At 55.8% G+C, this 15,881-nt stretch carries 12 protein-coding genes and 1 rRNA gene; 10 read left to right on the top strand and 3 right to left on the bottom strand.

Annotated elements, in window-relative coordinates; genetic code table 11:
* Nucleotides 1–43: 43 nt before the first annotated feature.
* Together xylA and xylB are read left to right on the top strand one after the other, a co-directional pair.
* Nucleotides 44–1,366, top strand: coding sequence for a xylose isomerase (gene xylA, locus ACOTXC_RS19755; protein WP_026080557.1), 1,323 nt, complete (start codon nt 44–46; stop codon nt 1,364–1,366).
* A gap of 59 nt (nt 1,367–1,425) precedes the next feature.
* Nucleotides 1,426–2,880: a xylulokinase gene (xylB, locus tag ACOTXC_RS19750; RefSeq protein WP_421767915.1), complete on the top strand. Its 1,455-nt coding sequence runs from the start codon at nt 1,426–1,428 to the stop codon at nt 2,878–2,880.
* A gap of 52 nt (nt 2,881–2,932) precedes the next feature.
* Here the strand turns inward: xylB and ACOTXC_RS19745 are convergent, their stop codons facing one another.
* Nucleotides 2,933–3,928 (bottom strand): acyltransferase, encoded by a 996-nt coding sequence (locus ACOTXC_RS19745; protein ID WP_022649743.1) that lies wholly within the window; start codon nt 3,926–3,928, stop codon nt 2,933–2,935.
* Nucleotides 3,929–4,112: 184 nt separating this feature from the next.
* Between ACOTXC_RS19745 and ACOTXC_RS19740 the strand changes: the two genes are divergently transcribed.
* From ACOTXC_RS19740 to glyS, 3 genes are all read left to right on the top strand, one after another.
* Nucleotides 4,113–4,418, top strand: a complete 306-nt coding sequence (locus tag ACOTXC_RS19740) for a YsaB family lipoprotein (protein ID WP_022649742.1) — start codon at nt 4,113–4,115, stop codon at nt 4,416–4,418.
* Between the two features lie 160 nt (nt 4,419–4,578).
* Nucleotides 4,579–5,490 (top strand): glycine--tRNA ligase subunit alpha, encoded by a 912-nt coding sequence (gene glyQ / locus ACOTXC_RS19735; RefSeq protein WP_003860141.1) that lies wholly within the window; start codon nt 4,579–4,581, stop codon nt 5,488–5,490.
* A gap of 9 nt (nt 5,491–5,499) precedes the next feature.
* Nucleotides 5,500–7,569, top strand: coding sequence for a glycine--tRNA ligase subunit beta (gene glyS, locus ACOTXC_RS19730; RefSeq protein WP_022649741.1), 2,070 nt, complete (start codon nt 5,500–5,502; stop codon nt 7,567–7,569).
* A gap of 189 nt (nt 7,570–7,758) precedes the next feature.
* Here glyS and fadA read toward each other — a convergent pair whose 3' ends face one another.
* Entirely contained in the window at nt 7,759–8,922 is a 1,164-nt protein-coding gene (fadA, locus tag ACOTXC_RS19725; protein WP_421767914.1) for an acetyl-CoA C-acyltransferase FadA, read from the bottom strand.
* Between the two features lie 9 nt (nt 8,923–8,931).
* On the bottom strand, nt 8,932–11,121 hold the full coding sequence (fadB, locus tag ACOTXC_RS19720) for a fatty acid oxidation complex subunit alpha FadB (protein WP_063163877.1): 2,190 nt from the start codon (nt 11,119–11,121) through the stop codon (nt 8,932–8,934).
* 190 nt (nt 11,122–11,311) lie between these two features.
* Here fadB and pepQ point away from each other — a divergent pair, with 190 nt between their 5' ends.
* The 5 genes from pepQ to ACOTXC_RS19695 all read left to right on the top strand — a co-directional run.
* Entirely contained in the window at nt 11,312–12,643 is a 1,332-nt protein-coding gene (pepQ, locus tag ACOTXC_RS19715; RefSeq protein ID WP_022649738.1) for a Xaa-Pro dipeptidase, read from the top strand.
* Complete coding sequence (locus ACOTXC_RS19710) at nt 12,643–13,257, top strand: IMPACT family protein (protein WP_015572737.1); 615 nt, start codon at nt 12,643–12,645, stop codon at nt 13,255–13,257. The genes pepQ and ACOTXC_RS19710 overlap by 1 nt, the downstream gene beginning before the upstream one ends.
* Nucleotides 13,258–13,298: 41 nt before the next feature.
* Nucleotides 13,299–14,750 carry a Trk system potassium transporter TrkH gene (trkH, locus tag ACOTXC_RS19705; protein ID WP_022649737.1) on the top strand — a complete coding sequence of 484 codons (1,452 nt, stop codon included), beginning with the start codon at nt 13,299–13,301 and terminating at the stop codon, nt 14,748–14,750.
* Nucleotides 14,751–14,760: 10 nt separating this feature from the next.
* Entirely contained in the window at nt 14,761–15,306 is a 546-nt protein-coding gene (hemG, locus tag ACOTXC_RS19700) for a menaquinone-dependent protoporphyrinogen IX dehydrogenase (RefSeq protein WP_022649736.1), read from the top strand.
* Between the two features lie 355 nt (nt 15,307–15,661).
* Nucleotides 15,662–15,881 (top strand): 16S ribosomal RNA (locus tag ACOTXC_RS19695); the annotation flags it as partial.

Raw genomic sequence — 15,881 nt, 5'->3', positions numbered from 1 at the left:
CAGAAGCAAGACCACGCCGCATACCCTGATTATGGAGCTCAATATGCAAGCTTATTTCGACCAACTCGATCGCGTTCGTTTCGAAGGCACGAAAACGACCAATCCTTTAGCATTTCGTCACTACAACCCGGATGAGCTGGTGCTGGGTAAGCGCATGGAAGATCACTTGCGCTTTGCCGCCTGCTACTGGCACACCTTCTGCTGGAACGGTGCCGATATGTTCGGCGTGGGCTCTTTTGACCGTCCATGGCAACAGCCGGGCGAGGCCATTGAGCTGGCGAAGCGTAAAGCCGACGTCGCGTTCGAGTTCTTCCATAAGTTGAACGTGCCGTACTACTGTTTCCACGATGTGGACGTGTCGCCGGAAGGGGCGTCGCTGAAAGAGTATCTGAACAATTTTGCGCAGATGGTCGACGTGCTGGCTGAAAAACAGCAGCAAAGCGGCGTGAAGCTGCTCTGGGGTACGGCTAACTGCTTTACCAACCCTCGCTATGGCGCGGGCGCGGCAACCAACCCGGACCCGGAAGTCTTCAGCTGGGCGGCAACCCAGGTCGTGACTGCGATGAACGCCACGCATCAGCTGGGCGGTGAGAACTACGTTCTCTGGGGCGGTCGTGAAGGCTATGAAACGCTGCTGAATACTGACCTGCGCCAGGAGCGCGAGCAGATTGGCCGCTTTATGCAGATGGTGGTGGACCACAAGCACAAAATCGGCTTCCGCGGTACGCTGCTGATTGAGCCAAAACCACAGGAGCCAACCAAGCATCAGTACGACTACGATGTCGCCACCGTGTATGGCTTCCTGAAGCAGTTTGGTCTGGAAAAAGAGATCAAAGTGAACATTGAGGCTAACCACGCCACGCTGGCGGGCCACTCGTTCCATCACGAAATCGCCTCTGCGATTGCGCTGGGCATCTTCGGATCGGTGGATGCGAACCGCGGCGATCCGCAGCTGGGCTGGGATACCGACCAGTTCCCGAACAGCGTCGAAGAGAATGCGCTGGTGATGTACGAAATCATCAAAGCGGGCGGTTTCACCACCGGCGGCCTGAACTTCGACGCCAAAGTGCGTCGCCAGAGCACCGATAAATACGATTTGTTCTACGGGCATATTGGCGCGATGGACACCATGGCGCTGGCGCTGAAGGTGGCGGCCCGTATGATTGAAGACGGTGAGCTGGATAAGCGCGTGGCGAAGCGCTACAGCGGCTGGAACAGTGAGCTGGGCCAGCAAATTTTGAAAGGTCAGTTATCGCTTGCGGAGATCGCGAAGTACGCTGAACAGCATCAGTTGGCACCGCAGCATCAGAGCGGCCATCAGGAACTGCTGGAAAACCTGGTCAATCACTACCTGTTCGATAAATAACAGCATTCATGCCCGGTAAGCGCAGCGCCGCCGGGCATTTCTGTCAAAGGAGTCACCACATGTATATCGGGATCGATCTTGGCACGTCGGGGGTGAAAGCCATCCTGTTAAGCGAGCAGGGCGATGTGTTAGCCACGCAGACTGAAAAGTTGCAGGTTTCACGCCCGCAGCCACTTTGGTCGGAACAAGATCCGGAGCAGTGGTGGCAGGCGACGGACCGCGCGATGAAAGCCTTAGGTGAGCAGCACAGCCTGCGCTACGTGAAAGCGCTGGGCATTGCCGGGCAAATGCATGGCGCCACGCTGCTGGATAGCCAGCATCGCGTTCTGCGCCCGGCTATTCTCTGGAACGATGGCCGCTGTGCGGAAGAGTGCGCGATCCTTGAGGAGCGTGTGCCTGCGTCCCGCGAGATTACGGGCAACCTGATGATGCCCGGTTTTACCGCGCCAAAACTCCTGTGGGTGCAGCGCCATGAGCCTGAGATTTTTCGTCAGGTGGCGAAAGTTCTGTTGCCGAAAGACTACCTTCGTTTTCGCATGACGGGGGATTTTGCCAGCGACATGTCTGACGCCGCGGGCACGATGTGGCTCGACGTGGCGAAACGGGACTGGAGCGAAGCGATGCTGGATGCCTGCCAGCTGACGCGCGATCATATGCCTGCGCTGTTTGAAGGCAGTGATATCACGGGCGCTTTGCAGCCTTCTGTTGCTGAACGCTGGAATATGCCAGCCGTACCTGTCGTTGCCGGCGGTGGCGATAATGCGGCGGGTGCGGTCGGCGTGGGGATGGTGGAGACAGGACAGGCCATGCTCTCGCTCGGCACTTCCGGCGTCTATTTTGCCGTCAGTGACGGCTATCGTAGTAACCCTGAAAGCGCCGTACACAGCTTCTGCCACGCGTTGCCGGGTAAATGGCATTTGATGTCGGTGATGCTGAGCGCGGCATCCTGCCTCGACTGGGCGGCAAAGCTGACCGGAATGGCGGACGTCCCGGCGCTTATCGCAGCGGCACAGCAGGCGGATGATACTGCCGGTGCGGTCTGGTTTTTACCGTACCTTTCAGGCGAGCGGACGCCGCATAACAACCCGGAAGCGAAAGGGGTCTTCTTCGGCCTTACCCATCAGCACGGCCCGGCAGAGCTGGCGCGCGCGGTGCTTGAAGGGGTCGGTTATGCGCTGGCGGACGGCATGGATGTCGTGCATGACTGTGGCCTGACGCCATCCAGCATTACGTTAATTGGCGGCGGGGCACGAAGCAGCTACTGGCGGCAAATGCTTTCCGATATCAGCGGGTTGCAGTTGGACTATCGTACTGGGGGAGATGTTGGTCCGGCGCTCGGTGCGGCACGGCTGGCGCAAATTGCGCTGAACCGGGATAAACCACTGCCCCAGCTTTTGCCCCAGCTGCCGCTTGAACAGCAGCATCGTCCTGATGCGAAAAATCATGCTCGCTACGCTGAAAGACGAGACGTTTTCCGCAAAATCTATCAGCAGCTTTTACCGCTAATGTCATAAACAGGAGCCGGGTGGCGCTAACGCTTACCCGGCCTGCCAGCCTTCAACCGGGTTAGCTCACAAACCTGCGTGTATCGATGCGTTGCAGCAGCATTGAGAGCAGCAGGCTGACAACCAGCGTAACGGTAAATATCCAGACAATATCCAGCACCGGCCAGCTTTTAAGCTCAACGCCGCGGGTGCGCAGGGCGTGGATCACCAGCGCGTGAAAACCGTAAATGCCCAGCGAGTGGCGAGAGATAAACCCCAGCACCGGAAGCGGGCGGGCATTCAGGGTGTTTTTAAACAGGGTCAGCAGCGAAACCGCGCAGATAAAGACCATCGGCCCGCAGTAGAGATACCAGGTATCGGCAAAGTTTCCGCGCCATTGCAGCTCGTGCAGCGTCCCTCGAGAGATAATAAACACACCGGCGATAAATGCTGCCGCGCAAAGCCAGTTTATTCCTCTCTTTTGCGTCTCCATCATGCCGATGGCGCGCCCCAGCATGCCGTACAGCACGTAATAAAACGTATCGCCGTTGATATAGAGGTTAACGGGCAGCCATTCAAAGCCATCAATTTTCTGTGAGACGGTATTCGGGTTTGCCACGATCCCGATTATTACCATCAAGGCCAGCAGCATTTTACCGCTAACGTTTTTTACCTGAATTAACGGCGAAACCAGATAGATAACCATTATCGCGAAGAAAAACCACAGATGATAGAACACCGGTTTTTGCAACAAATTGAGCAGGGAACGTTCAGCGTTAATTGAAGTGAACAGGATGATATAGAGCAGCGAAATGGCGCTGTAAAACAGCAAACAGGAGACAATACGGATGAAATGTCTCGGCTGCGCGCTACGCTCGCCAAAAAAGAGAAAACCGGAAATCATAAAGAACAGCGGGACGCTCACGCGTGAGGCTGAGTTCAGAATATTGGCGACATCCCAGTTAACAGGGCTGATACTGTGCGCGTTCGTGACATACCAGGTCGTAGTGTGGATCATCACCACCATCAGACAGGCTATTCCCCGCAGGTTATCAATCCAGTTAATTTTTGACTGCATCAGTTCCTCTGTATTCCTGATAAAGAAAGTGTGACTGCGATTGCGTAAAACTTTTCCCTTGGAAAATTCTGAGTTTAACCAGGCTGTCTTGTCGGGAGCTGGCGAGATTCGCAGAATGTTGAACATTAATCTATAAACGTGTTGCTACTAAAAATAACAGCCACTGACCAGGGCGGTAATAAAAATGATGATGAAGCGTGGGGCGTCACTCTTTCTGCTGCTTTTATTAGCAGGGTGCAGTGCTTCTCAGGAGGCTCCAGTCCAAAAAGCGCAGCAGGGGAAAATGAGCCCGGAGCGTTCCCTGAATATGGAACAGCTGTGCAGGGATCAGGCGGCTCACCGCTATAATTCCGAAGCACAGAAAATTCATATTAACGGCTTCGAGCGCTTTCAGGGCAGCTATGAACTGAAAGGCTATACGGCGCGTAAAGAGGGCTTTGTCTGCTCTTTTGATGCAGACGGCCAGTTTTTACATCTCTCAATGCGCTAAATTGCTCGTATAAGCAGCAACCAGAGCCTTCGCAGGTTCTGGCTGTAGGGCTTATTCCCCAATTTTCCCTAAACAACCCCGTTTCGTACTGTATATCTTGCAGCCAGCGGGTATACTGATCCCTTCCATTTAAAACCACACGTATCCAGCACGAAATACTATGCAAAAGTTTGATACCAAGACCTTCCAGGGCCTGATCCTGACCTTACAGGATTACTGGGCTCGTCAGGGCTGCACCATTGTTCAACCTTTGGACATGGAAGTTGGCGCAGGCACCTCACACCCGATGACCAGCCTGCGCGCGTTAGGGCCAGAGCCAATGGCAACCGCCTATGTTCAGCCATCCCGTCGTCCGACCGATGGCCGTTACGGCGAAAACCCGAACCGTTTGCAGCACTACTATCAGTTCCAGGTGGTGATTAAGCCATCACCTGACAATATTCAGGAACTGTACCTCGGGTCACTGAAAGAGCTGGGTATGGATCCGACCATTCACGACATTCGTTTCGTGGAAGATAACTGGGAAAACCCAACGCTGGGTGCCTGGGGTCTGGGTTGGGAAGTGTGGCTGAACGGCATGGAAGTGACCCAGTTCACCTACTTCCAGCAGGTTGGCGGTCTGGAATGTAAACCGATCACCGGCGAAATCACCTATGGTCTGGAACGTCTGGCCATGTACATTCAGGGCGTAGACAGCGTTTACGACCTGGTCTGGAGTGACGGCCCGCTGGGTAAAACCACCTACGGCGACGTGTTCCATCAGAACGAAGTGGAGCAATCCACCTATAACTTCGAATACGCGGACGTGGACTTCCTGTTCACCTGCTTCGAGCAGTACGAGAAAGAAGCCCAGCAGCTGCTGGCGCTGGAGACTCCGCTGCCTCTGCCTGCCTACGAGCGTATTCTGAAGGCTGCCCACAGCTTCAACCTGCTGGATGCCCGCAAAGCGATCTCCGTGACTGAACGTCAGCGCTACATTCTGCGTATTCGTACCCTGACCAAAGCCGTTGCTGAAGCTTACTACGCGTCCCGTGAAGCCCTTGGCTTCCCGATGTGCAACCGAAACAAATAAGAGGCGGCCATGTCTGAGAAAACTTTCCTGGTGGAAATCGGCACTGAAGAGCTGCCACCAAAAGCCCTGCGCAGCCTGGCTGAATCTTTCGCTGCGAACGTCACTGCTGAGCTGGATAACGCTGGCCTGGCGCACGGTAAAATTGAGTGGTTTGCTGCACCGCGTCGTCTGGCGCTGAAAGTGGCAAATCTGGCGGCGTCTCAGCCGGATCGCGAAGTTGAAAAACGTGGCCCGGCCATTGCCCAGGCGTTCGACGCGGAAGGCAAGCCGAGCAAAGCGGCTGAAGGCTGGGCGCGCGGCTGCGGTATCACCGTCGATCAGGCCGAACGTCTGACCACCGACAAAGGTGAATGGCTGCTGTATCGTGCCCATGTGAAAGGCGAAAGCGCGGAAGCGCTGCTGCCAGATATGATTGCGACCTCGCTGGCTAAGCTGCCGATTCCTAAGCTGATGCGCTGGGGCGCGTCTGACGTACACTTTGTGCGTCCGGTTCACACCGTGACCCTGCTGCTGGGCGATACCGTTATTCCGGCGACCATTCTGGGCGTGGCGTCCGATCGCGTGATCCGCGGCCACCGCTTTATGGGCGAGCCGGAGTTCACCATCGACAATGCTGATCAGTACCCGCAGATCCTGCTGGAGCGCGGTAAGGTCATTGCTGACTACGAACAGCGTAAAGCCAAAATCAAAGCTGACGCCGAAGAAGCGGCGCGCAAAATTGGCGGTAATGCCGATCTGAGCGATAGCCTGCTGGAAGAAGTGACCTCTCTGGTCGAATGGCCGGTTGTGCTGACCGCGAAATTCGAAGAGAAATTCCTGGCCGTTCCGGCTGAAGCGCTGGTGTACACCATGAAGGGTGACCAAAAGTACTTCCCGGTTTACGCCAACGACGGCCAGCTGCTGCCAAACTTCATCTTCGTCGCGAACATCGAATCGAAAGATCCGAGCCAGATTATCTCCGGTAACGAGAAAGTGGTGCGTCCACGTCTGGCGGACGCCGAGTTCTTCTTCAACACCGACCGTAAAAAACGTCTGGAAGATAACCTGCCGCGTCTGCAAACCGTACTCTTCCAGCAGCAGCTGGGTACGCTGCGCGACAAGACTGACCGTATCGCGGAGCTGTCCGGCTGGATTGCCCGTGAAATTGGTGCCGACGTTAACCACGCTACCCGCGCGGGCCTGCTCTCCAAGTGCGACCTGATGACCAACATGGTGTTCGAATTTACCGACACCCAAGGCGTGATGGGCATGCACTACGCGCGTCATGACGGCGAAGCGGAAGACGTGGCTGTGGCCCTGAACGAGCAGTATCAGCCGCGCTTTGCCGGTGACGATCTGCCGTCTAACCCGGTTGCCTGCGCCGTGGCGATTGCCGATAAGATGGACACCCTGGCGGGTATCTTCGGTATCGGTCAGCATCCGAAAGGCGACAAAGACCCGTTTGCGCTGCGTCGTGCTGCGCTGGGCGTGCTGCGCATCATCGTAGAGAAGAACCTCAATCTCGATCTGCAAACGCTGACCGAAGAAGCGGTCCGTCTGTACGGCGATAAGCTGACCAACGCGAAGGTTGTGGATGATGTTATCGACTTTATGCTCGGTCGTTTCCGCGCGTGGTATCAGGACGAAGGTTACTCCGTTGATACCATTCAGGCGGTGCTGGCGCGTCGTCCGACCCGTCCGGCAGATTTCGATGCGCGTATGAAGGCGGTATCCCACTTCCGTACGCTGGAAGCGGCGTCTGCGCTGGCCGCGGCCAACAAGCGTGTATCCAACATCCTCGCGAAATCCGACGAGACGCTGAACGAACGCGTAAACGCTGCAACCCTGAAAGAGCCGGAAGAGATTTCTCTGGCGATGCAGGTTGTGGTGCTACGCGACAAGCTGGAGCCGTATTTCGCGGAAGGTCGCTACCAGGAAGCACTGGTGGAGCTGGCGGAGCTACGTGACGTCATCGATGCCTTCTTCGAGAAGGTGATGGTGAACGTGGAAGATAAAGAGCTGCGTATTAACCGTCTCTCGATGCTTGAGAAACTGCGTGAGCTGTTCCTGCGCGTGGCGGATATTTCGCTGCTGCAATAATGTAAAAAACCCGCCCCTGACAGGCGGGAAGAACGGCAACTAAACTGTCTCTCTTCGCCAATGGCGCCATAACTGCGTTGGCTGCGCTCGTTCACCCGAATCACTTACTAATGTAAGCTCATCGGGATTCGCTCGCTTGCCGCCTTGTTCTGACGTCATTGGCTTTAAGATACTTTTCCTTATTTACATTTACACTCTCTCAAACACCGTCGCGATCCCCTGACCCAACCCGATACACATCGTCGCCAGTCCGAACTGGGCATCTTTGCGTTCCATCAGGTTGATCAGCGTGGTGCTGATACGCGCCCCGGAGCAGCCCAGCGGGTGACCGAGGGCGATCGCGCCGCCATTGAGGTTAATCTTCTCGTCGATCTGATCCATCAGCCCCAGATCTTTAATGCACGGCAGGATCTGCGCGGCGAACGCTTCATTCATCTCAAAGAGGTCGATATCACTTGCGCTCAGCCCCGCTTTTTTCAGCGCCAGTTTTGACGCCGGGACCGGACCATAACCCATGATGGAAGGATCGCAGCCCACGACTGCCATCGAACGCACGCGGGCGCGTGGCGTCAGGCCTAATTCGCGGGCGCGGCTTTCGCTCATCACTAACATGGCGGCGGCACCGTCGGACAGGGCAGACGAGGTGCCCGCCGTTACCGTGCCGGTGATCGGATCAAACGCCGGACGCAGGGTAGAAAGCGCTTCAACAGTGGTTTCAGGACGGATAACTTCGTCGTAGCTGAACTGCTTCAGTACGCCGTCTGAGTCGTGACCGCCGGTTGGGATGATCTCATTTTTAAAGGCACCAGACTGCGTGGCGGCCCAGGCGCGGGCATGCGAGCGCGCGGCAAAGGCATCCTGCATTTCACGGCTGATGCCGTGCAGACGGGAGAGCATCTCGGCGGTCAGGCCCATCATACCGGCGGCTTTTGCCACGTTGCGGCTCATGCCCGGATGGAAATCGACCCCGTGGCTCATCGGCACGTGGCCCATGTGCTCCACGCCGCCCACCAGACAGGCCTGCGCATCGCCGGTCATGATCATCCGTGCCGCGTCGTGCAGCGCCTGCATCGACGAACCGCAAAGACGGTTGACGGTGACCGCCGGAACCGAATGCGGGATCTCCGCCAGCAGAGACGCGTTACGGGCGATGTTGAAACCCTGCTCCAGCGTCTGCTGGACGCAGCCCCAGTAAATATCGTCCAGCGCAGCAGGGTCCAGCGCCGGGTTACGCGCCAGCAGGCTACGCATCAGGTGCGCCGAGAGATCTTCCGCACGCACGTTACGGAATGCACCGCCTTTTGAACGGCCCATCGGGGTGCGAATTGCATCAACAATGACAACCTTTTCCATTGTGACTCCTTAAGCCGTTTTCAGCGTGCCAACCGGACGGGCTGGCTCAACTGCTGGATAGTAGGGTTCGTTATGGCGCGCTTTGTTACGCAGACCTTCCGGCACCTCATAAAGCGGACCGAGGTGCTGATATTGCTGAGCCATATCGAGATAGCGAGCGCTGCCGAGCGTATCCAGCCAACGGAACGCGCCGCCGTGGAACGGAGGGAAGCCGAGGCCGTACACCAGCGCCATATCCGCTTCTGCCGGGCTGGCGATAATGCCTTCTTCGAGGCAACGCACTACTTCGTTGATCATCGGGATCATCATCCGGGCGATGATCTCATCGTCAGTGAAGTCGCGTTTTGGCTGACTGGCGTCGGCCAGCAGGCCATCCACCGCCGGATCTTCTTCTTTCTTCGGTTTGCCTTTGCTGTCTTCTTTATAGCGCCAGAAGCCCAGACCGTTTTTCTGCCCAAAGCGGTTGGCGTCGAACAGGGCGTCAATGGCGTCGCGATAATCTTTCTGCATGCGCTGCGGGAAGCCCGCCGCCATCACCGCCTGCGCGTGATGGGCAGTGTCGATGCCGACAACGTCCAGCAGATACGCCGGCCCCATCGGCCAGCCGAACTGTTTTTCCATCACTTTGTCGATTTTGCGGAAGTCTGCGCCGTCGCGCAGCAGCTGGCTGAAACCGGCGAAGTACGGGAACAGCACGCGGTTAACGAAGAAGCCCGGGCAGTCGTTAACGACGATTGGCGTTTTGCCCATCTTACTCGCCCACGCCACCACTTTGGCGATGGTTTCGTCGGAGGTTTTTTCCCCACGGATCACTTCGACCAGCGGCATGCGATGCACCGGGTTAAAGAAGTGCATCCCGCAGAAGTTTTCCGGACGCTTCAGCACGCTCGCCAGTTCGCTGATAGGAATGGTGGAGGTGTTAGAGGCCAGCACGGTTTCCGGACGTACCTTGTCTTCGGTTTCGGCCAGCACCGCTTTTTTCACTTTCGGGTTCTCGACGACCGCTTCAACCACCACGTCCACACGGTCGAAACCGCTGTATTCCAGTACTGGCTGGATGGTGGAGATCACGCCTGCAAGCTTCAGACCGTCAATTTTGCCGCGCTCAAGCTGTTTATTCAGCAGCTTGGCCGCTTCGGTCATGCCCAGCGTCAGGGATTTCTCGTTGATGTCTTTCATCACTACCGGCACGCCTTTCCATGCAGACTGGTAGGCGATGCCGCCACCCATAATGCCCGCGCCGAGTACCGCCGCGTGTTTTGGCGTTTCAACGTTTTTGGTGAGTTGTTTGGCTTTGCCCTTCACGAACTGATCGTTAAGGAAGATACCAACCAGCGCGCGGGCTTCGTTGGTGTGCGCCAGCGGGACAAAGCTCTGGTTTTCCAGCTTCAGGGCTTCATCACGGCCCAGACGGGCTGCCGCTTCAATGGTTTTCACCGCCGTGATCGGCGCCGGGTAGTGTTTACCCGCCGTCTGCATCACCATGCCCTTGGCGATGGTGAAGCTCATGGTGGCTTCAATTTTGCTGAGCTTCAACGGCTCCAGCTTTGGCTGACGTTTGGCTTTCCAGTCGAGATCGCCGTTAATCGCCTGACGCAGAATGGCTACAGCGCCTTCAATCAGTTTTTCAGGCTTAACCACGCCGTCCACCAGACCGATTTTCTGCGCCTGTTCCGCGCCGACATCTTTACCTGCGGCAATGATTTCCAGCGCGCTGTCGGCACCCAACATGCGCGGCATACGCACCGAGCCACCAAAGCCCGGCATAATGCCCAGTTTGGTTTCCGGCAGGCCGATGCGCAGGTCTGGGGTCGCCAGACGGTAATCAGTGGCTAACACGCATTCGCAGCCGCCGCCCAGCGCGTAACCGTTAACGGCAGAAAGGGTCGGGACAGGCAGATCTTCCAGACGATTAAAGACGCTGTTCGCAAAGTGCAGCCACTGGCTCAGCTGCTCTTCGGGCACCAGGAACAGCGACAGGAATTCGGTGATATCCGCGCCAACGATAAAGGCCGCTTTGTTGGAGCGCAGCAGCAGCCCTTTCAAATCTGATTGCTTTTCAAGTACATCCAGCGCCTGGCCAAGACTGGCCACCGTCGCGGTATCAAGCTTGTTCACTGAGCCGGGGGCATCGAACACCAGTTCGGCAATGCCATCTTCCAGCCAGTCTACGTACAGGGTGTCGCCTTTGTAGAGCATGTCGGTCTCCTGAATCCAGCAATTGGATCTGGTCATACCAGATGAAACGGAGTGTGGAATTTATGTTAATAAAATGCAAATTAGTCATTAAGAAATTGCTGCACTGATCACGGTCGGTGGAAATCACGCAGCCGGAGTGAGGTGTGCTAAGATGCGATGACTTGAGGTCAAAAAAACGAAAGGAAGAATGATGGACTCACTGGCTTCGCTTTATAAAAATCATATCGTTACCCTACAGGAACGTACCCGCGATGTACTGGCCCGCTTCAAGCTGGATGCCCTGCTGATCCACTCCGGCGAGCTGATGAATACTTTTCTTGATGACCACGCTTATCCCTTCAAGGTTAACCCGCAGTTTAAAGCCTGGGTGCCTGTCACGCAGGTTCCAAATTGCTGGCTGCTGGTGGATGGCGTGAACAAGCCGAAACTGTGGTTCTACCTGCCGGTCGATTACTGGCACAACGTGGAGCCGCTGCCGACCTCATTCTGGACCGAAGAAATTGACGTGATTGCGCTGCCAAAAGCAGACGGCATTGGCAGCCAGTTGCCAGCGGCGCGTGGGAACATCGGCTACATTGGTCCGGTTCCTGAGCGTGCGCTGGGTCTGGATATTCCGGCAGATAAACTCAACCCGAAAGGCGTGCTGGATTATCTGCACTACTATCGCGCCTACAAGACCGACTACGAACTTTACTGCATGCGTGAAGCGCAAAAAACGGCGGTGAATGGCCACCGTGCGGCGCACGAAGCGTTCCAGTCCGGTATGAGCGAGTTCGATATCAATCAGGCCTACCTGACGGCGACCGGCCACCGCGATACCGACGTGCCGTACAGCAACATCGTGGCGCTGAATGAACATGCCTCGGTTCTGCACTACACCAAACTGGATCATCAGGTTCCGGCTGAGATGCGCAGCTTCCTGTTGGACGCGGGGGCTGAGTACAATGGCTATGCGGCAGACCTGACCCGTACCTGGGCGGCGAATGCGGATACTGATTTTGCGCAATTGATCAAAGACGTGAACGACGAACAGCTGGCGCTGATTGGCACCATGAAGGCCGGAACCAGCTATGTGGATTATCACATCCAGTTCCATCAGCGCATCGCTAAACTGCTGCGTAAGCATCAGATTGTCAAAGACATGAGCGAAGAGGCGATGGTTGAGAACGATTTGACCGGGCCATTTATGCCGCACGGTATCGGCCACCCGCTGGGTTTACAGGTTCATGACGTCGCGGGCTTTATGCAGGATGATACCGGTACGCACCTGGCGGCACCGTCTAAATATCCTTATCTGCGCTGCACCCGCGTTCTGGCGCCGCGTATGGTATTGACCATTGAGCCGGGCATCTACTTTATTGAATCCCTGCTGGCGCCGTGGCGGGAAGGGCAGTTCAGCAAGCACTTCAACTGGGAGAAAATTGAAGCGCTGAAGCCGTTTGGCGGCATTCGTATCGAGGATAACGTGGTTATTCACGAGAACAGCATTGAGAACATGACGCGAGATCTGAAGCTGGCCTGATGGAAAGCTGGCTGATACCGGCCGAGCCGGTCACCTTTGTTGAGGAAATCAAGAAAAGCCGCTTTATCACGCTGTTGGCGCATACTGACGGCGTGGAGGCGGCGAAGGCGTTCGTCGAGTCCGTCCGCGCGCAGCACCCCGATGCCCGCCATCACTGTGTGGCGTGGGTCGCAGGGCCGCCAGACGACTCACAGCAGCTCGGGTTTTCTGACGACGGTGAACCGGCGGGTACGGCCGGAAAACCGATGCTATCCCAGTTGATGGGCAGCGGCGTGGGTGAAATCACCGCCGTCGTGGTCCGCTACTACGGGGGCATTTTGTTAGGCACCGGAGGGCTGGTTAAAGCCTACGGAGGGGGTGTCCAGCAGGCGCTTAATCTGCTGATAACAACCCGCAAAACGCCACTTACTGAATATACTTTGTTATGCGATTACGCCCAGCTATCGGGTATCGAAGCACTGCTTAAACAGTTTAACGGCGTCATCGCACACAGTGATTATCAGGCAATGGTGCAATTACGCGTGGCGCTTCCTCAGGCGGAACTGGCTGCTTTTTCAGCAAAACTCGCTGATTTTAGTCGCGGTTCATTGCAATTACTGCCGATTGAAGAATAATCCCCACCTCACAATTTTGAATACCTAAGGAAGCGGCAGAGATGCATTTTCGTGCCATTACCCGAATCGTTGGATTGCTGGTCATACTTTTCTCCGGGACAATGATCATTCCCGGACTGGTGGCGCTCATCTACCGGGACGGCGCGGGGCGTGCATTTACGCAAACCTTTTTTGTCGCGCTGACGATTGGCTCCCTGCTGTGGTGGCCAAACCGCCGTGAGAAAGGTGAACTGAAATCCCGGGAGGGTTTTCTGATCGTGGTCCTGTTCTGGACGGTACTGGGAAGCGTGGGTGCGCTGCCGTTTATCTTCTCTGAACAACCGAATCTCACCGTCACGGATGCGTTTTTTGAATCGTTCTCCGGATTAACGACCACCGGGGCCACCACGCTTGTGGGGCTGGATTCACTCCCGCATGCAATTCTCTTTTACCGGCAGATGCTCCAGTGGTTCGGCGGTATGGGGATCATCGTGCTGGCGGTGGCTATCCTGCCGATTCTGGGCGTCGGGGGGATGCAGCTTTACCGGGCTGAAATGCCTGGCCCGTTGAAAGATAACAAGATGCGCCCGCGTATTGCGGAGACGGCGAAAACCCTTTGGCTTATTTATGTCCTGCTGACGGTGGCCTGCGCGCTGGCGCTGTGGTTTGCCGGGATGCCTGCGTTTGATGCCATCGGGCACAGCTTTGCCACTATCGCTATCGGCGGGTTCTCCACCCACGATGCCAGCGTTGGGTACTTCGACAGCCCGACGATCAATACCATCATTGCCATCTTTTTGCTGATCTCAGGCTGTAACTACGGTCTACACTTCTCGTTGCTTAGCGGACGGAGCCTGAAGGTGTACTGGCGCGACCCGGAATTCCGGATGTTTATTGGCGTCCAGTTGACCCTGGTGATCATCTGTACCCTGGTACTGTGGTTCCACGATGTCTATAACTCGGCGGTCACGACCCTGAACCAGGCCTTCTTCCAGGTGGTATCGATGGCGACAACCGCCGGTTTCACCACGGACAGTATTGCGCGTTGGCCGCTGTTCCTGCCGGTGCTGCTGTTGTGCTCTGCGTTTATCGGCGGCTGTGCCGGGTCGACGGGCGGCGGCCTGAAGGTGATCCGTATTCTGCTGCTGTTCAAGCAGGGGAACCGTGAACTTAAACGTCTCGTCCACCCGAATGCGGTTTACAGCATCAAGCTGGGCAATCGTGCACTGCCGGAGCGTATCCTCGAAGCGGTGTGGGGATTCTTCTCCGCTTATGCGCTGGTCTTTATTGTCAGTATGCTGGCGATTATCGCCACGGGCGTGGATGATTTCTCTGCCTTCGCCTCTGTGGTGGCAACGTTAAACAACCTGGGGCCGGGGCTGGGTGTCGTGGCGGATAATTTCGCCAGTATGAACCCGGTGGCAAAGTGGATCTTAATCGCCAATATGCTGTTTGGTCGTCTTGAGGTCTTTACGCTGCTGGTGCTGTTTACCCCAACATTCTGGCGTGAGTAAGGAGACATTGGTGAAAACGTTAATTCTTTTCTCAACGCGTGATGGGCAAACGCGTGAGATTGCTTCATATCTGGCTTCTGAACTCAAAGAGCTGGGCATTTATTCTGATGTGGTGAACCTGAATCGCACTGAACAGATTGCCTGGCAGGATTACGACCGTGTGGTCATTGGCGCTTCAATTCGTTACGGTCATTTCCATCCGGCGCTGGATCGCTTTGTGAAAAAGCATACGGCGGAGCTCGCTAAGCTGCCCGGCGCGTTTTACTCGGTCAACCTGGTTGCCCGTAAAGCAGAGAAGCGTACACCGCAGACTAACAGCTATACGCGCAAGTTTTTGCTGAGCTCGCCATGGCAGCCCGATATCTGTTCTGTCTTTGCGGGCGCGCTGCGTTACCCGCGTTACCGCTGGTATGACCGCTTTATGATCCGCCTGATCATGAAGATGACGGGCGGGGAAACGGATACGCGTAAAGAAGTGGTTTATACCGACTGGGATCAAGTGGCCAGTTTTGCCCGTGAAATTGCACGTTTAACGGACGATTCGCGGGTTAAATAAGCGTTGAGTTTGAAAAGTGAGCGAACGAAAAGTTTTTTGTATTTAGTGCTTGTCACTTCAGAAGAACTCCCTATAATGCGCCTCCACTGACACGGAACAACGGCATACACGCCGCCGGGTCAGCAGAGAAAAGCAAAATAAACGCTTGACTCTGAAGCGGGAAAGCGTAATATGCACACCCCGCGCCGCAGCGAAAACGTAGCGGCACTGCTCTTTAACAATTTATCAGACAATCTGTGTGGGCACTCAAAGTGACATGGATTCTTAATGTCCTCGGACACTAAATGAATACCAAGTCTCAACGAGTGAACACGTAATTCATTACGAAGTTTAATTCATTGAGCATCAAACTTTTAAATTGAAGAGTTTGATCATGGCTCAGATTGAACGCTGGCGGCAGGCCTAACACATGCAAGTCGAACGGTAACAGGAAGCAGCTTGCTGCTTTGCTGACGAGTGGCGGACGGGTGAGTAATGTCTGGGAAACTGCCTGATGGAGGGGGATAACTACTGGAAACGGTAGCTAATACCGCATAACGTCGCAAGACCAAAGAGGGGGACCTTCGGGCCTCTTG

Source organism: Enterobacter cloacae complex sp. IR5428, assembly GCF_049238585.1.
Taxonomy (GTDB): Bacteria; Pseudomonadota; Gammaproteobacteria; order Enterobacterales; family Enterobacteriaceae; genus Enterobacter; species Enterobacter intestinihominis.
The sequence above is the reverse complement of the archived record's forward strand: the minus strand, read 5'-3'. Positions and strand labels throughout refer to the sequence as shown.